The sequence below is a fragment of the Pseudomonas sp. PDM05 genome (assembly GCF_014851685.1).
Lineage (GTDB): Bacteria > Pseudomonadota > Gammaproteobacteria > Pseudomonadales > Pseudomonadaceae > Aquipseudomonas.
Map to the genome: position 1 here is coordinate 562103 of NZ_JACVAC010000001.1, position 17613 is coordinate 579715.

Below are 17613 nucleotides of genomic sequence, written 5' to 3' on the forward strand. Positions count from 1 at the left end.
GCCAAGCATAGCGCCTGGTTAGAATCAATCTACAAATTGCCGCCAAGTATCTTTTACGCAAGGTCTTTTATCAACAACTGTGCCAGCTGTACGGCGTTCAGTGCCGCGCCTTTGCGTACGTTATCTGACGTCAGCCACAGATTTAGTTCCGACGGATCATCCACACCTGCGCGAACCCGTCCGACATACACCACGTCTTGTCCGACTGCGTCGCCAACCGCGGTTGGGTAATCACCCTCCTCCACCAGCTCTACACCCGGCGCTGCGTCGAGTGCGCGGTTGACGGCGGCGAGGTCGACCGCTGCACCCAGCTGCAATGACACTGTCAGGCTATCGCCAAAAAACACCGGGGCTTGAACGCAAGTTGCGGAAATCTTTAGTAAAGGAGTTTCCAGCACCGCGCGCAGTTCGTGTACGAGACGTTTCTCAAGGGCTGTATGACCTTGGGCATCTGGCGTACCGACTTGTGCCAACAGGTTGAAGGCCATTTGCCGATCAAAGAACTTCGGCTCCAGCGGGCGCACGTTCAGCAGTTCAGCGGTTTGCCGCGCCAGCTCGCTGACGGCTTCGCGCCCCTGGGCAGACACGGCCAGGCTGGCGGTGACACTCACGCGCTGGATGTCCAGCAAGCCACGCAATGGCGCCAGGACCACCGCCAGGTTGGTTGCGGACGGGCTCGGGCTGGCAAGCTGGAAAGGTTTTTTCAGGCCCTTGAGGACCTGCGCATTCGCCTCCGGCACCACCGGCGGCGCCTGTTCGGCAGGCAAGGCACCCGACAGGTCGATCACCGCACACCCGGCTGCCGTGGCGCGCGGGGCGAAACTCAGGGTGACGGCCGGCCCGGCTGCAAAGAACGCCAGCTGCGCCTTGCTGAAGTCAAATTCGTCGACTTCCTTGACCCGCACGTTCTTGCCGCGAAACGGCACCGATGCCCCCGCCGAGTTGCTGCCAGCCAGCAGATACAGGGTACCCACCGGGAAATCCAGTTCTTCGAGGATCTGCACCAGGGTCTCACCCACGGTGCCGGTGGCGCCGATCACGGCGATTTCAAAGGTCTGGGTCATGGGGGCTGCCTCGGGCATTGCGGGGGGGAGCGGCACTTTACCGGGTGGTTGGGGGTGAGGCAATTGGACCGGGTCTTGGGGTGTCGCTGATGGCCTCTTCGCGAGCAAGCCCGCTCCCACATTCGACCGAGTTTCTCCAATTGAAATGCAATCAAATGTGGGAGCGGGCTTGCTCGCGAAGAGGCCCGAAAGCACAACAAAAAACCCGCGCCTGTCACCAGAGCGCGGGTTTCCTGATTGCCTCAAGCGATCAACGCTCCAGCAAGATCCGCAGCATGCGCCGCAGCGGTTCAGCCGCGCCCCACAACAGTTGGTCGCCAACCGTGAACGCGCCCAGGAACTGGCTGCCCATGTTCAGCTTGCGCAGACGGCCCACGGGTACATTCAGGGTACCGGTGACCTTCGTCGGGCTCAGCTCCTGCATGCTGATGTCGCGGTTGTTCGGCACCAGCTTGACCCATGGGTTGTGCGAGCTGATCAACGCTTCGATATCAGCGATCGGCACGTCTTTGTTCAGCTTGATGGTCAGCGCCTGGCTGTGGCAGCGCATCGCGCCGATACGCACGCAGATGCCATCCACCGGGATCGGGCTCTTGAAGCGACCGAGGATCTTGTTGGTCTCGGCCTGGGCCTTCCACTCTTCGCGGCTCTGGCCGTTCGGCAGTTCCTTGTCGATCCACGGGATCAAGCTACCGGCCAACGGCACGCCGAAGTTCTCGGTCGGGTACGCATCGCTGCGCATGGCTTCAGCCACACGACGGTCGATGTCGAGGATCGCGCTGGCCGGGTCGGCCAGTTGATCGGCGACGGCCGCGTGGGTTGCGCCCATCTGCTTGATCAGCTCACGCATATTCTGCGCACCGGCACCGGAGGCCGCCTGATAGGTCATGGCGCTCATCCACTCGACCAGGCCGGCTTCGAACAAGCCACCCAGGCCCATCAGCATCAGGCTGACGGTGCAGTTGCCGCCGACGTAGTTCTTGGTGCCCGCATCCAGCTGCTGGTCGATGACCTTGCGGTTCACCGGGTCCAGGATGATCACGGCGTCGTCCTGCATACGCAGGCTCGATGCAGCATCGATCCAGTAACCCTGCCAGCCGGCTTCACGCAGCTTGGGGAAGACTTCACTGGTGTAGTCGCCACCCTGACAGGTCACAATCACGTCGAGGGTTTTCAGCTCTTCAATGCTGTAGGCGTCCTTGAGCGGGGCAATATCCTTGCCCACGGACGGGCCTTGGCCACCCACGTTCGAAGTGGTGAAAAACACCGGCTCAATAAGATCGAAATCCTGCTCTTCCAGCATCCGCTGCATGAGCACGGAACCGACCATACCGCGCCAACCGATCAGACCTACACGTTTCATCGCAACTACACCTTGTTAAAAAGTGGGCCGCCTTGCAGCAACAACTGCAAGCGGGCCCGAGAGATTACAGATTCCGCAGCGCGGCGACTACTGCGTCGCCCATTTCTTGCGTCCCAACCTTGGTGCAACCCTGCGACCAGATGTCGCCGGTGCGCAAACCCTGATCCAGCACCAGGCTCACGGCCTTCTCGATGGCATCCGCCGCTTCGCTCAGGTTGAAGCTGTAACGCAGCATCATCGACACCGACAAGATAGTCGCCAGCGGGTTGGCAATGCCCTGGCCCGCGATGTCCGGCGCCGAGCCGTGGCAAGGCTCGTACATGCCCTTGTTGTTGGTGTCCAGGGACGCCGACGGCAGCATGCCGATGGAGCCGGTGAGCATCGACGCCTGGTCGGACAGGATGTCGCCGAACAGGTTGTCGGTAACGATCACGTCGAACTGCTTGGGCGCACGCACCAACTGCATGGCGGCGTTATCGACGTACATGTGGCTCAGCTCGACATCCGGGTAGTCCTTGGCCACTTCTTCGACGATTTCGCGCCACAGTTGGCTGGAGGCCAGCACGTTGGCCTTGTCGACCGAGCAGACTTTCTTGCCACGCACACGGGCCATGTCGAAACCGACACGGGCGATACGGCGGATTTCGCTCTCGCTGTACGGCAGGGTGTCGTAGGCCTGGCGTTCGCCGTTTTCCAGCTCGCGCACGCCACGTGGCGAGCCGAAGTAGATACCGCCGGTCAGCTCGCGCACGATGAGGATGTCCAGGCCCGCGACCACTTCCGGCTTGAGGCTCGACGCGTCAGCCAGCTGCGGGTAGAGGATCGCCGGGCGCAGGTTGCCGAACAGGCCCAGTTGCGCACGGATTTTCAGCAAGCCGCGCTCAGGGCGGATGTCACGTTCGATCTTGTCCCACTTCGGGCCACCCACGGCGCCGAGCAGCACGGCGTCGGCCGCGCGGGCGCGGTCCAGGGTTTCGTCGGCCAGTGGCACGCCGTGCTTGTCGATGGCGGCACCGCCGATCACGTCGTGGCTCAGTTCAAAGCCCAGGCTGTACTTGCTGTTGGTGAGCTCCAGCACCTTGACCGCTTCGGCCATGATTTCCGGACCAATACCGTCGCCAGGGAGAATCAGAATCTGCTTGCTCATGGGTTCCTCATTTCATCAAGCGACCCGCCCGCGGGCAGGTCGGGAAAAATTGCTCAGCGCTCGGCAAACACCACCAGCACGTCGGTGCTGAAGGTGCCGTCGGCTTGAATCTCGTAGTAATCGCGTACTTCCTGGCCCATCGCCCGTTGCAGCTCAAGGATGGCAGCGCGCAGCACTTCGGGCGTGCGCATGCGCTCGACCCACGAAGTGTATTCCAGGCGCAGGCGCTGGCGGCTGCTGTTACGCACATGCAGGCCGGACTCGCTGAGCAGCTGCATCCATTCGGCGGCGGAGTAATCGCGTACGTGGCTGGTGTCGCGCAGCACTTCGACGGTTTGCAGGTAAGTGTCCAACAGCGGGCTGCCCGGTGACAAGACATCGACAAACGCCACTACCCCGCCCGGCTTGAGCACCCGGCGCACTTCGCGCAGGGCCAGGCCGACGTCGCTCCAGTGGTGCGCCGAGTAGCGGCTGAACACGAAGTCGAACTCGCCATCGGCGAACGGCAGGCGCTCGGCGGCGCCATGGACGGTGCGGATATTGTCCAGGCCCCGATCGTTTGCAGCGCCCGCGACGACATCGAGCATCTGCTGGGAAAGGTCGTAGGCCACCACCTCTTTAACCAGAGGGGCGACGTAAAAGCTGACATGACCGGCACCGCAGCCCAGATCCAGCAGTCGTGCAGCGCCCTGCCCGGCCAGTTCGGCCTGGAGCAGCGCGAACTCGGTGCCCTGGGCGTGCACGGCACTGCTCAGGTAGGCCGAGGCTTGTTCGCCGAATTGTTTTTGCACGACTTGGGTGTGGGCGGTGGTGGTCATGAGGGTTTCCTTGGGACTTATGGTGTTTGTGCTGCCGTCTTCGCGAGCAAGCCCGCTCCCACATTTGGCCGCATTTCAACTGAAGGAACTCGGTCGAATGTGGGAGCGGGCTTGCTCGCGAAAGGGCCAGTCCTGCTTACATCAAATCAGGCATCGCGAAACAACCAAGGCTGGCTAGCCCGGTGCTTGGCTTCAAAGGCGGCAATTGCATCGCCGTCCTGCAAGGTCAGGCCAATATCGTCCAGGCCGTTGATCAGGCAGTGCTTGCGGAACGCATCGACCTCAAAGTGATACACCTTGCCATCCGGACGGGTCACGGTTTGCGCGGCCAGGTCGACGGTCAGCTGGTAGCCCTCTTCGGCTTCCACCTGCTTGAACAACTCGTCGACTTCTGCGTCGCTCAAGATGATCGGCAGCAAGCCGTTCTTGAAGCTGTTGTTGAAGAAGATGTCGGCATAGCTCGGTGCAATGATGCTGCGAAAGCCATATTCTTCCAGGGCCCACGGCGCGTGTTCACGGCTGGAGCCGCAACCGAAGTTCTCGCGGGCGAGCAACACGCTGGCACCCTGGTAACGTTCGGCGTTGAGTACGAAGTCCTTGTTCAGCGGGCGCTTGGAGTTGTCCTGGTAGGCGTAGCCCACGTCCAGGTAGCGCCACTCGTCGAACAGGTTCGGGCCGAAACCGGTGCGTTTGATCGACTTCAAGAACTGCTTGGGGATGATCTGGTCGGTGTCGACGTTGGCGCGATCCAAAGGGGCGACAAGGCCGGTGTGTTGGGTAAAAGCACGCATCGGGTATTCCTCAGATCAATTCGCGAACGTCGATGAAACGACCGTTGACGGCCGCCGCAGCAGCCATGGCCGGGCTGACCAGGTGGGTACGCCCACCGGCGCCCTGGCGCCCTTCGAAGTTACGGTTGGAGGTGGACGCGCAATGCTCGCCCGACTCCAGGCGGTCCGGGTTCATCGCCAGGCACATCGAGCAGCCCGGCTCGCGCCACTCAAAACCGGCTTCGAGGAAGATCTTGTCCAGGCCTTCGGCTTCGGCTTGTGCCTTCACCAGGCCCGAACCCGGCACCACGATGGCTTGCTTGATGGTCGAGGCGACTTTGCGGCCCTTGGCGATCACCGCCGCAGCGCGCAGGTCTTCGATCCGCGAGTTGGTGCAGGAGCCGATAAACACGCGGTCCAACTGGATGTCGGTGATCGCCTGGTTGGCCTGCAAGCCCATGTACTTCAGGGCACGTTCGATGGAACCGCGCTTGACCAGATCGGCTTCCTTGGCCGGGTCTGGCACGTTCTGGTCGACGGCCAGGACCATTTCCGGCGAGGTGCCCCAGCTGACTTGCGGCTTGATCTGTGCGGCATCGAGTTCGACCACGGTGTCGAACACCGCGTCGGCGTCGGAGACCAGGTCTTTCCAGGCTTCGACGGCAGCGTCCCAGTCTGCGCCGGTCGGTGCGAATGGGCGGCCCTTGACGTATTCAACGGTCTTTTCGTCCGCCGCCACCATGCCCACACGGGCACCGGCTTCGATGGACATGTTGCAAATAGTCATGCGGCCTTCGATGGACAAGTCGCGAATCGCGCTGCCGGCGAACTCGATGGCATGCCCGTTACCGCCGGCGGTGCCGATCTTGCCGATCACGGCGAGGACGATGTCCTTGGCGGTCACGCCGAACGGCAATTGGCCTTCGACGCGCACCAGCATGTTCTTCATCTTTTTGGCGACCAGGCACTGGGTCGCGAACACATGCTCAACCTCGGACGTGCCGATGCCGTGGGCCAAGGCACCGAAGGCACCGTGGGTGGAGGTGTGGGAGTCGCCGCAGACCACCGTCATACCCGGCAAGGTTGCACCCTGCTCCGGGCCGATCACGTGGACAATCCCTTGACGCACGTCATTCATCTTGAATTCGGTGATGCCATATTCGTCGCAGTAGTCATCGAGGGTTTGCACCTGCAAACGCGACACGGTGTCGACGATCGCGTCGATGCCGCCCTTGCGTTCCGGGGTGGTCGGTACGTTGTGGTCCGGGGTGGCGATGATGGAGTCGACGCGCCAAAGCTTGCGCCCTGCCAGCCGCAGGCCTTCGAACGCTTGTGGCGAGGTCACTTCATGGATGATGTGACGGTCGATATAGATCAGCGACGAGCCATCGTCGCGCCGTTTCACTTCATGGGAATCCCAAAGTTTGTCGTAAAGCGTTTTGCCGGCCATCAGTCGGTCCTCATCATCGGTCTTTCTATGCCCTGGGCATTTCAATAACCCTTTGGCTTGTGAGGCTGATGGTATGGCGCTACAGTAAATAACTCAAATTCATATTTTTTATGCTTTGGATTACCAACTGGAATACAACCATGGACCTGGCCAACCTCAATGCCTTTATTGCCATCGCCGAGACCGGCAGCTTCTCCGGAGCCGGTGAGCGCCTGCACCTGACCCAGCCGGCCATCAGCAAACGCATTGCCGGCCTGGAGCAACAATTGAAGGTGCGCCTGTTCGACCGCCTGGGCCGCGAAGTCGGCTTGACCGAGGCCGGGCGGGCCCTATTGCCACGGGCTTATCAGATTCTCAACGTGCTGGACGACACCCGTCGCGCCCTCACCAACCTGACGGGCGAAGTCAGCGGGCGCCTGACCCTGGCCACCAGTCACCACATCGGCCTGCACCGCCTGCCGCCCGTGTTGCGCACCTTTACCCGTAAATACCCGAACGTGGCGCTGGATATTCAGTTCCTCGATTCGGAAGTGGCCTACGAGGAAATCCTCCACGGCCGCGCCGAGGTGGCAGTGATCACCCTCGCGCCCGACCCCCATCACCTGGTGCGTGCGACCCCGGTCTGGGATGACCCGCTGGATTTTGTCGTGGCGCCGGAGCACAGCCTGACCAGCAACGGCCACGTCAGCCTGGCCGATATTGCCGGTCATCCGGCGGTTTTTCCCGGCGGCAACACCTTTACACACCATATCGTCAGGCGCTTGTTCGAAGCCCAGGGCCTGACGCCGAACATCGCGATGAGTACTAACTACCTGGAAACTATCAAGATGATGGTGTCCATCGGCCTGGCCTGGAGCGTCTTGCCGCGCACCATGCTGGATGATCAGGTGGCGAGCATCGCTTTACCGGGCATACAACTCAGTCGCCAGCTAGGCTATATCGTGCACACCGAAAGGACGTTGTCGAACGCAGCGCGGGCTTTCATGAGCCTATTGGATGCACAGGTCGATCTGCCAGGAATACCGGCATGAAGCCGTGCGGCCTCAGGTTTACGTGAAACCGCGCCTTACGCCCATTGAGCCAAGGCCCTTTGATAATGCGCAATCCCGTCGATTCCGTGCCACCCCTGCCCCGCATTTACGCTCTGGACCCCCAAGAGGCGGAACAGAGCTGGGACAGCGCCCCGCAATTGCTGGCAGCCCTCAACGGTGCCCGGCTGGGGGCATGGTGCTGGGAAATCGACACCGGCAGGATCAGTTGGTCACGGGGGACCCAGGCGCTGTTCGGCTTCGACCCGCGCGCGCCACTGCCCAAAGACCTGGATTACCTCGACCTGCTCGCCCCGGCCGACCGCGCCAAGGTCGTGCGGGCCTTCCATGCGGTGCTGGCCGGCGAACCGTTCGAGCAGGCGATGCGCCACCGCATCCAGTGGCCCGACGGCAGCTATCACTGGCTGGAAATCAACGGCAGCCTGGCGCCGGACAAGACCGGGCGGCGTCGGATGATCGGGGTGATCCGTGAGATCACCCAGCAGCGTGAACGGGAAACCGCCCTCGGCCACTCCGAAAAGCGCTTCGCCACGCTGTTTCACCTATGCCCGAACATGGTGCTGCTGACCCGCCAGGCCGACGGCCTGATCAGTGAAGCCAACCAGTATTTCGAGATCCATTTCGGCTGGCCGGTCGCCGATGCCATCGGCCGCACCACCCTGGACCTGGGCCTGTGGCGCCACCCCGAGCAGCGCGCGCAGCTGGTCAAGGCTACTCAGCGCAAGGGCGAGCCGATCACCATGGACGTGCAGTTTTGCGCCAGCAACGGCCAGATCCACGATGGCACCCTCAGCGCGCAAAAGGTCGAGCTGGAGGGTGAGGCTTATCTGATCAGCACCTTTGTTGACACCACCGAACGCAAAAACGCCGATCAGGCGCTCAAGGACAGCCAGGAACGCCTCGACCTGGCGCTCAATTCCGCGCAACTGGGCACCTGGGACTGGCACATTCCCACCGGCATGCTCTACGGCTCGGCTCGCGCCGCGCAACTGCACGGCCTGCCGCCCGAGCCGTTCCACGAGTCCTTCGACGCGTTTTTCGAAGGCATGCCCAATGAAGAACGCGACAATATGCGCAATGCCTATCGCACCCTGCGCGAAGGCCCGGCCGGCAACTACCAACTGACCTACCGCGTGCCCATGGAGGACGGCAGTTCGCGCTACCTGGAAAGCCGCGCGCGCCTCTACCGCGACGAAAAGGGCGCGCCATTGCGTATGGCCGGCACCCTGCTGGACATCACCGACCAGGTCGAGCGCGAGCAACGCCTGAGCGCCTCCGAAGAGAAATTCGCCAGCCTGTTCCAGGCCAGCCCCGATCCGATCTGCGTCACCGGCCTGGACAGCGGCGTATTTATCGAAATCAACCCCGCGTTTACCCAGACCTTTGGCTGGACCGCGGCCGAAGTGCTCGACAAAAGTGCCGAGCAGATCGGCCTGTGGGACGACTCCAGCAAGCGCCTGCAACGCATCGAGCGGGTGATTCGCGAACAGTCATTGAACAATGTGGCCATCATCGCTCGCCACAAGGATGGGCGAAGCCTGACCTGCGTGATCGCCAGCCGGCTGATCAAGGTCGGCGACCAACCGTGCATCGTCACCACCTTGCGCGACATCACCCAGCAACAACGCTCGGAAGCCGCGCTCAAGGCCAGCGAAGAGAAGTTCGCCAAGGCGTTCCATTCCAGCCCCGACGCCATTTCCATTACCGAGCGCGACACCGGTCGGTATGTCGAGGTCAACGATGGTTTTTGCCGCCTCACGGGTTACCGCGCGGAAGAAGCCATCGGGCTCACGCTGTATCAAATCGGCATCTGGGCCGATGAAAACCAACGCTCGGCGCTGCTGGCTGAATTGCAGATCAAGGGGCGCATCCACCACCTGGAGATGCTTTGGCACAACAAGCGCGGCGATGTGTTGGCGGTGGAAGTTTCGGTCGAGCCGATCACCCTGAATGAAACGCCGTGCCTGCTGCTGACCGCCCGCGATGTGAGCCTGTTGAAGAATGCCCAGGCGCAGATCCGCCACCTGGCCTACCATGACCCGCTGACCAACCTGCCCAACCGCGCCCTACTGATGGACCGCCTGAGCCAGCAGATCGCCCTGCTCAAGCGCCACAACCTGCGAGGCGCGCTGCTGTTCCTGGACCTGGACCACTTCAAGCACATCAACGATTCCCTTGGCCACCCGGTCGGCGACACCGTGCTGAAAATCGTCACCGCCCGCCTGGAAGCCAGCGTGCGCATGGAAGACACCGTGGCCCGCCTGGGCGGCGATGAGTTTGTGGTACTGCTCAGCGGCCTCGACGGCACGCGTTCGCAGGTCAGTACCCAGGTGCTGGAATTGGCCGACACCCTGCGTGAGTTGCTCTCGGAGCCGATGTTCCTCGACGGCCACCGCCTGCAGGTCACCCCGAGCATTGGCGTAGCGCTGATCCCCGACCATGGCTCGACGCCGGCCGACCTGCTCAAGCGCGCCGACATCGCCCTGTACCGCGCCAAGGATTCGGGGCGCAACACCACGCAGATGTTCCACAACAGCATGCAAAGAACCGCCAGCGAACGCCTGCGCATGGAAACCGACCTGCGCCTGGCCCTGTCACGCGGCGAATTCAGCGTGCACTACCAACCCCAGGTCGATGCACGCGGCAACCACATCATCGGCGCCGAAGCCCTGGTGCGCTGGCAGCACCCGCAACTGGGCGCGCAGTCCCCTGCCGAGTTCATCAAGGTGCTGGAGGACAGCGGGCTGATCCTGGAAGTCGGCACCTGGATTCTCGATGAAGCCTGCGGTGCATTTCAGCAATTGATCTCTGACGGCCTGGTGGACCCGTTGCGCTTCAGCCTGTGCGTGAATATCAGCCCCCGGCAGTTTCGCCAGAACGACTTCGTTGAACGCGTGGTGCACAGCCTCGATCAGCACGACCTGCCCTACAGCCTGCTGAAACTGGAGATTACCGAAGGCATCGTGATCCAGAACCTGGACGACACCGTGGCCAAGATGCGCCGCCTGAAAAAGCTCGGCGTGAGCTTCGCGATGGATGATTTCGGCACCGGCTATTCATCGCTGACCTACCTCAAGCGCCTGCCGGTGGATGCACTGAAGATCGACCAGTCGTTTGTGCGCGATGCGACTCATGACCCGAACGACGCGGAAATCATCCGCGCCATCGTGGCCATGGCTCGCAGCCTGAACCTGGAAGTGATTGCCGAGGGCGTGGAAACACTGGAGCAGTTGGCGTTCCTGCAACGGTTGGGGTGCCATGTGTTTCAGGGGTATCTGCACAGTCGGCCGTTGCCGATTGAGGCGTTCAGGCGCTTGCTGGAATAGCGGTCACACCAATTTCAGCGCCCGCAAATAAGTCCCCTTCCATTGCGACGTCTGCAGCGTGTGCCGGCTCCCATAATAATCGAGCACGCCGCCAATCACCGTCATCGAGTGACCACCGTCAGACAGGGTGCCGATAGCGCCGGCAATCAACTCGTTCACATCGCTTTCGCGGATATAGGCGTACAACCCCAACCGACGCAGCGCCTGCCCGGGGTATTCACCGTCATTGAGGGTATCGATGGCAACGTCGAAACTCTGCCCGCCACGAAAGTCGTTGTTTTCCAGCTGTGCGCGCCTGGCGCTCACGGCGAACAGGAAATAGGCATCCTCCAGCATCGCACAGTCGTTGCCGCGAAAGCCGGAAGCGGCCCTCGCCTTGCGCAATTGCTCATGGGTCAGCGTCAGCCTGAAACCATCGCGCATAACGACTGCATAACCTTCGGCAGTGGCAGTGACCTCCCGAAAAATATCCGCGGGGCACTGCCCGAACCTCATCATAGCCGCCTTGATTGCCGACACCGTCACGCAGTTCCCCGGTGTCCCTTGGTAGAAACCACCCCAAATATCCAGGGGTCTTCGGCCCGCAAACACCTTCGGTGTGGGTGCGCCTCCCCGAGGCTTGTCGGCGAACAGCCTGTAACCATAGCGACCGCCTACCTGACGCGGCTTGCCGTTAGCGTGCCCAAGCCCGTCCACTACCAGCGCACTGCCAAAATTATGGGTCTCCATCACTGCCACTACGCCTTCGCCAACCATCCTGCTCGGCGGCACATACTGGGAAAGCCCATACACCCCCATACCCTGCAAGCAACGCAGAGTGGTTTCGCCCTGGAGTGACTTTGTCAGCGCCGCGTGAAAATTGGCGTAGCCACCGATCTGCTGCCTGCGCTTTACAAACACCGTCAACGCAAAGTTGGCGGCCCTGACGGCTTGCGCATCATTGCCACTGAATTTGGACACCTGCGCGACTAGCTGCAGCTCTTCGTGCGTGATGCGAGCGTTGAACTCATCCTTCATCATCACGTCGTAGCCGTTTGCGGTACGTGTCACTTGATTGAACATATCGGCAGGCGTGGGGCCAAGCGTCGCCATCATCATTTTGATGACGGCAGCATGGGTGCTTACGTCAAAGTGCTCACCAAAGCGCCGCTCGCCGACGTCGAAGGCGTTCACGACAGACTTTATGGCCTTTGATGCAGAGAGCGTCGACGGGGCAGTGAAGGCAAAGGTAGGGGATTTCAAGTTCGAAGCATTCATGGGCGAAGATTCCTGTGAGATATGCCCAGAAGTTCGTGGGATTTTGCCTTGCCCGGTTCCGAGGATCACGTTTCACAATAAGAAAAGGGCGCCGATGGCGCCCTTGCTGCAGATCTCTTCGCGTTATGCCGCCGCCGGATGGGGCATGCCCAACAGCCGGCTGACCTGCTCTAGATCGGTCTCCCGGCGCATCGCGGTGAACAGTTCAACCGCTTCAGGGTAGTTGCGCGTCAACATTGCCAGCCATTGTTTCAAACGGCCCGGCGCCTGGCGCTCGGTCAGTTGCGCCACCGATTGGGTCCAGAACTCCTGGAGCATGGGCTGCATCTGCGCCCAGGTCATTTCCACGACTTCTTCACCGGCCCGCGCCGCTGCAATCTGCCGCGCCAGGTCTGGCCGCGCCACCAGGCCACGGCCGAGCATGATGTCTTCGGCGCCGCTGACTTCGCGGCAACGCTTCCAGTCTTCAACGCTCCAGATGTCGCCGTTGGCAAACACCGGCACCTTGACCACATCCTGCACGCGCGGAATCCACTCCCAGTGCGCCGGCGGTTTGTAGCCGTCGGTCTTGGTCCGCGCATGCACCACGATATGCGCGGCGCCGCCTTCGGCCAGAGCCGTGGCGCAGACCAGGGCGCCATCCGGGCTGTCGAAACCCAGGCGCATCTTCGCGGTAACCGGGATGTGCGCGGGAAGGGCACGGCGTACGTGCTCGACGATCTGGTTGAGCAGCTCCGGCTCCTTGAGCAACACCGCGCCGCCACGGGACTTGTTCACCGTCTTGGCCGGGCAACCGAAGTTCAGGTCGATCACCTCGGAGCCCAACTCGGCAGCGAGCGCGGCGTTTTCCGCCAGGCACACCGGGTCGGAACCAAGCAACTGCACGCGCAGCGGCACGCCCGCCGCGGTGTGGGCACCGTGCAGCAGCTCGGGAGCAAGTTTGTGGAAATACGCCGGGGTGAGCAGGCGGTCGTTGACGCGGATGAATTCGGTCACGCACCAATCGATCCCACCCACGCGGGTCAACACGTCCCGCAGGATGTTGTCGACCAACCCCTCCATGGGCGCCAAAGCAATTTGCATGGAAAACACTCAACAAAAATCGTGGCGCAGTTTACTGGGTTTCCTGCGGCAACCGTTAACCCCCTGTCAGGGCGGGGCCATAACCGTCAAGAAACTCGGCGGGCATACGCTTGGGCTTGCCGCTGGACAGCTCGATGCAGACAAAGGTGGTGTGTGCCCGTAGCAGGGTCGCGCCGTCGCGGGGGCGGACCAATTGGAAGCGGCGGGTCATTTTCAGGCGCTGGTCCCAGTCGACGATCCAGGTGGCCAGTTGCAGTTCGTCGCCTTCGTAGCCGGCGGCGAGGTAATCGATCTCGTGGCGCACCACCGCCATGGCGCGATCCAGCCTGCGGTATTCGGCGAGGTCCAGGCCCAGGCGCTGGGAATGGCGCCAGGCGCAGCGTTCCAGCCAGGACACGTAAACGGCATTGTTGGCGTGGCCCAGGCCGTCGATGTCTTCGGCGCCGACCTGCAGGTCGATGATAAACGGCGTTGCCAGATCCCAGCCCATGCCTTGCTCCAGTCGATTGATCTCGGCCGGGCAGTGTATCAGGCGGTTTGCCGCGCCTGTAGACGGCGGCCGGCCAACAGCGCCAGCACCGCGTCGGTCACTCGGGGGTCGGCCAGGACTTTCTGATGACCGCCCTGCTCCAGACGCAACAGGCGGCTGTCGAACCAGGCTTCGTGGATCGCCTGGGAGGCTTTGACGGGGACGAAGGTGTCGTCTTCGGCATGCACGATCAGGCCGGGGATGTTCATTTGGTAGTGGGCCACATCCAGATGCTTCAACGGCATGCCGAAGGTGTGTTCGACCTCCTGGATAAACGCCGAGCGGGCCCGCGCCGGCAAGCCGACCATCTGGGTGAACCCTCGGAGCACATCAAGGAATCGCGACGGCGCGGCAATGCTTACCAGTGCTTCGGTACGCAGCCCCAGTTGCACCGCCAGCATCGCGCTGGCGCCGCCCATGGAGTGACCAATCACGGCGTGCAGCGGCGGCAACTCGGCCGCCGCCTCCAACATCGCGCGGGCGAACAGCAGCACATGGGCTTCACGCCCGGGCGAACGCCCGTGGGCGGGGCCGTCGAGGGCAATCACGGAATAACCGTCATTCACCAAGGCGCTGATCAGGCTGGCGAACTGCGTGGGGCGCCCTTCCCAGCCATGCATCAACAGCACGGCGGGCCCTTGGCCCCAGCGCAACGCCGACAGGCCGAAACGCAGGGTGATGCGCTCTGATTGCGCCAGCAACGGCAACTCCCAGTCGCGTGGCGGCAGCTCGCGTGGCGTCATGAACGCACGTCGCATCTGGTTGGCCACGGTTTGCGGCGCCAGATGCCCCAGGGTGCCGTTGAAGCGACGAATCCAGGTCAGCGTGCCCATCCTTAGAACCCTCTTCTAGCGCACGGCCGACTTGGCGGCACGCAATACACGGTCAGACAATTCACCAGGGCCGAGTGCCCGCGCCAGGGCCAGGCCACCGATCATCAACGCCATGTCGGCCAGGGCCTTGTCGGTGTCTTCCGGGCTGGCGGCCAATTGGGCGGCCATCAGCTCACAGTGCTCGTTCAGCGCCTGGCGGAATTCATCCGGCAGGCGGCTCATTTCGCCGACGGTCGCCGGGATCGGACAGGCCTGAACGGTGGAATCGCGGTGTTTGCGCGACAGGTAAAACGCCGCCACAAGGCCTCGGCGCTCTTCACCGGTCAACAGCGCATCCATATCGTCAATGGCCGCACGACGCTTGGCCAGCAATTGAGTGAATGCCTCCAGCATCAGCGCGTCCTTGCTTTCGAAGTGCGCGTAAAAACCACCGACGGTGAGCCCCGCCGCCCCCATGACTTCACCGACACTCGGCTCGGCCGGGCCACGCTGGATCAACGCCGCGCTGGCCGCCTGCAAAATGCGTTCGCGGGTTTGTGCTTTTTTATCGCTCATCAAAGCCTCCGGTTCTCATGGGTTGAATATTATTACCATAATAATATTTGGCAAGCGACCGACATGACCATTGGTCTGAAGAGGAAGTAGGAAGGGAGTAAAAGAATTGGCCGAACGCCAGACAAACAAAAGGGCCATTCAATAATTGAATGACCCTTAAAAATCCCGCAGAGCGGGTAATCGTGGCGTCCCCTAGGGGACTCGAACCCCTGTTACCGCCGTGAAAGGGCGGTGTCCTAGGCCACTAGACGAAGGGGACACAAACCTTCTGTACAACTGATCAGGCTGAGACTGATCGATCCAAGGACGGTGTGGCCGGAACCTTGGAACTGTAAATTGGTGGAGCTAAACGGGATCGAACCGTTGACCTCTTGCATGCCATGCAAGCGCTCTCCCAGCTGAGCTATAGCCCCGGATTTTTCGTCTCGCGACGCAGCAGACCTTGCGAACTGCTTGTTGAAACTGGCGTCCCCTAGGGGACTCGAACCCCTGTTACCGCCGTGAAAGGGCGGTGTCCTAGGCCACTAGACGAAGGGGACAAAACCTTCTGTACAACATGATCAGCGCTGAGAACTGATCGATTCAAGGACGGTGTGGCCAGACCTTGAACCTGTAAATTGGTGGAGCTAAACGGGATCGAACCGTTGACCTCTTGCATGCCATGCAAGCGCTCTCCCAGCTGAGCTATAGCCCCTCATCGGTGAGGACGGGGCGAATCTTAATGGCGGTTTGGAAGTGTGTCAAATTTATTTTCAACAATTTCCAAAGTTTTTTGCCGGGATAACAATCACTTACCGGCGAAACCCCGGAAAACCTGGGTTTCGCCGTTGCAGCAGGCTGATTAAGCGATAGCGCCCAACAGCTTTTCCCACTCTTTGTTTTCTTTCTTCGACACACCACCAAGCAAATCAAGGGCTTGGCGCAGACGGAAACGCGTGAGGTCCGGGCCGAGAATTTCCATCGCATCCAGCACCGATACCGAACTGGCCTGCCCGGTGATCGCGGCAAACATCAGCGGCATGGCATCGCGCAATTTCAATTCGAGGGATTCCACCACCGCCTGGATCGTCGCGGTGATCGCGTCCTTCTCCCATTGGCGCAGGCTTTCCAGCTTCCACAGGATCAACTGCATCAATTGGCGCACCTGATCGCCCGAGAGCTTCTTGGATTCGAACAACTTGGCATCCGGGTTCACGCCACCGGCGAAGAAGAAACTGGCCAACGGTGCGACCTGGCTGAACGTCTCCACCCTGCCCTGCACCAGCGGTGCGATCTTCATCATGTACTCGGGGTTCAACGCCCACTGCTGCACACGGCTGGCGAACTCTTCCACCGGCAGGTCACGCAGCCATTGGCCGTTGAGCCACGACAGTTTCTCGATGTCGAAGATCGGCCCCCCCAAGGACACGCGGGACAGGTCAAAATTGTCGACCATTTCCTGCAGCGAGAACTTCTCGCGCTCGTCCGGCATCGACCAGCCCATGCGGCCCAGGTAGTTGAGCATCGCTTCCGGCATGAAGCCCATGCGCTCGTAGAACGTCACCGAGGTCGGGTTCTTGCGCTTGGACAGCTTGCTCTTGTCCGGGTTACGCAACAGCGGCATGTAGCACAGTTGCGGTTGTTCCCAGCCGAAGTACTCGTAGAGCAGGATCAGCTTAGGCGCCGACGGCAGCCATTCTTCACCGCGCAGCACGTGGGTGATGCCCATCAGGTGGTCGTCGACCACGTTGGCCAGGAAGTACGTCGGCAGGCCGTCGGTCTTCATCAGCACTTGCATGTCCATGCGATCCCACGGGATCTCGACGTCACCGCGCAGCATGTCCGGCACCACGCACACGCCTTCGCTCGGCACTTTCATGCGGATCACATGGGGCTCGCCGGCCGCCAGGCGCTGGGCCACTTCTTCTTTCGACAGCAGCAGCGCGCGGCCGTCGTAACGTGGGGTTTCGCCACGCGCCTGTTGCTCGGCACGCATCTGGTCCAGCTCTTCGGCGGTGCAGAAGCATGGGAACGCGTGGCCCATGTCGACCAGTTGCTGGGTGTACTGCTTGTAGATGTCGCTGCGCTCGCTCTGGCGATACGGGCCGTGCGGACCACCGACATCCGGGCCCTCGGCCCAGGTAATGCCCAACCAGCGCAGGGCATCGAAAATCTGCTGCTCCGACTCACGGGTCGAGCGCAATTGGTCGGTGTCTTCGATCCGCAGGATGAATTCACCACCGTGCTGCTTGGCAAAGCAGTAGTTGAACAAGGCGATGTAGGCAGTGCCGACGTGGGGATCCCCAGTAGGCGATGGCGCGATGCGCGTGCGGACGGTGGTCATGGCGGGTCTCGAATTGGCGATAAAACTGGAATTGAAACAAGGCGCG

At 61.6% G+C, this 17613-nt stretch carries 14 protein-coding genes and 4 tRNA genes; 2 read left to right on the plus strand and 16 right to left on the minus strand.

Annotated elements, in window-relative coordinates; all coding sequences use genetic code 11:
- Positions 1-53: 53 nt before the first annotated feature.
- The 6 genes from IB241_RS02685 to leuC form a co-directional block, all read right to left on the minus strand.
- The gene (locus IB241_RS02685) at positions 54-1064 is read right to left on the minus strand and encodes an aspartate-semialdehyde dehydrogenase (protein ID WP_192296838.1); all 1011 of its coding nucleotides are present in this window, start codon (positions 1062-1064) and stop codon (positions 54-56) included.
- A 250-nt stretch (positions 1065-1314) separates the two neighbouring features.
- A complete protein-coding gene (gene asd, locus IB241_RS02690; protein ID WP_192296839.1) occupies positions 1315-2427 on the minus strand; it encodes an aspartate-semialdehyde dehydrogenase in 1113 nt (370 codons plus the stop codon).
- 64 nt (positions 2428-2491) lie between these two features.
- A complete protein-coding gene (gene leuB, locus IB241_RS02695; protein WP_192296840.1) occupies positions 2492-3574 on the minus strand; it encodes a 3-isopropylmalate dehydrogenase in 1083 nt (360 codons plus the stop codon).
- Positions 3575-3627: 53 nt separating this feature from the next.
- Positions 3628-4392, minus strand: a complete 765-nt coding sequence (locus tag IB241_RS02700; protein WP_192296841.1) for a class I SAM-dependent methyltransferase — start codon at positions 4390-4392, stop codon at positions 3628-3630.
- A 146-nt stretch (positions 4393-4538) separates the two neighbouring features.
- On the minus strand, positions 4539-5183 hold the full coding sequence (gene leuD, locus IB241_RS02705) for a 3-isopropylmalate dehydratase small subunit (RefSeq protein WP_015884976.1): 645 nt from the start codon (positions 5181-5183) through the stop codon (positions 4539-4541).
- A 10-nt stretch (positions 5184-5193) separates the two neighbouring features.
- Positions 5194-6612, minus strand: a complete 1419-nt coding sequence (leuC, locus tag IB241_RS02710) for a 3-isopropylmalate dehydratase large subunit (RefSeq protein WP_192296842.1) — start codon at positions 6610-6612, stop codon at positions 5194-5196.
- A 140-nt stretch (positions 6613-6752) separates the two neighbouring features.
- On the opposite strand from leuC, the gene IB241_RS02715 reads away from it, so the two are divergent.
- Both IB241_RS02715 and IB241_RS02720 read left to right on the plus strand, forming a co-directional pair.
- Entirely contained in the window at positions 6753-7643 is an 891-nt protein-coding gene (locus IB241_RS02715) for a LysR family transcriptional regulator (protein ID WP_192296843.1), read from the plus strand.
- A 65-nt stretch (positions 7644-7708) separates the two neighbouring features.
- Positions 7709-10987, plus strand: coding sequence for an EAL domain-containing protein (locus tag IB241_RS02720; protein ID WP_192296844.1), 3279 nt, complete (start codon positions 7709-7711; stop codon positions 10985-10987).
- Between the two features lie 3 nt (positions 10988-10990).
- Here IB241_RS02720 and IB241_RS02725 read toward each other — a convergent pair whose 3' ends face one another.
- From IB241_RS02725 to gltX, 10 genes are all read right to left on the minus strand, one after another.
- Positions 10991-12244 carry a hypothetical protein gene (locus tag IB241_RS02725; RefSeq protein WP_192296845.1) on the minus strand — a complete coding sequence of 418 codons (1254 nt, stop codon included), beginning with the start codon at positions 12242-12244 and terminating at the stop codon, positions 10991-10993.
- 123 nt (positions 12245-12367) lie between these two features.
- Entirely contained in the window at positions 12368-13327 is a 960-nt protein-coding gene (locus IB241_RS02730) for a tRNA dihydrouridine synthase (RefSeq protein WP_192296846.1), read from the minus strand.
- A 55-nt stretch (positions 13328-13382) separates the two neighbouring features.
- A complete protein-coding gene (locus IB241_RS02735; protein ID WP_192296847.1) occupies positions 13383-13817 on the minus strand; it encodes an acyl-CoA thioesterase in 435 nt (144 codons plus the stop codon).
- A 38-nt stretch (positions 13818-13855) separates the two neighbouring features.
- Positions 13856-14689: an alpha/beta fold hydrolase gene (locus tag IB241_RS02740; protein WP_192296848.1), complete on the minus strand. Its 834-nt coding sequence runs from the start codon at positions 14687-14689 to the stop codon at positions 13856-13858.
- A 15-nt stretch (positions 14690-14704) separates the two neighbouring features.
- Positions 14705-15244, minus strand: a complete 540-nt coding sequence (locus IB241_RS02745; protein WP_192296849.1) for a TetR/AcrR family transcriptional regulator — start codon at positions 15242-15244, stop codon at positions 14705-14707.
- A gap of 183 nt (positions 15245-15427) precedes the next feature.
- Positions 15428-15503: transfer RNA gene (locus tag IB241_RS02750), tRNA-Glu, on the minus strand.
- A gap of 78 nt (positions 15504-15581) precedes the next feature.
- Positions 15582-15657 (minus strand) — tRNA-Ala (locus IB241_RS02755).
- Positions 15658-15707: 50 nt separating this feature from the next.
- Positions 15708-15783, minus strand: a tRNA-Glu gene (locus IB241_RS02760).
- Between the two features lie 79 nt (positions 15784-15862).
- Positions 15863-15938, minus strand: a tRNA-Ala gene (locus tag IB241_RS02765).
- 147 nt (positions 15939-16085) lie between these two features.
- Entirely contained in the window at positions 16086-17567 is a 1482-nt protein-coding gene (gltX, locus tag IB241_RS02770; RefSeq protein ID WP_053128828.1) for a glutamate--tRNA ligase, read from the minus strand.
- Between the last annotated feature and the right edge of the window lie 46 nt (positions 17568-17613).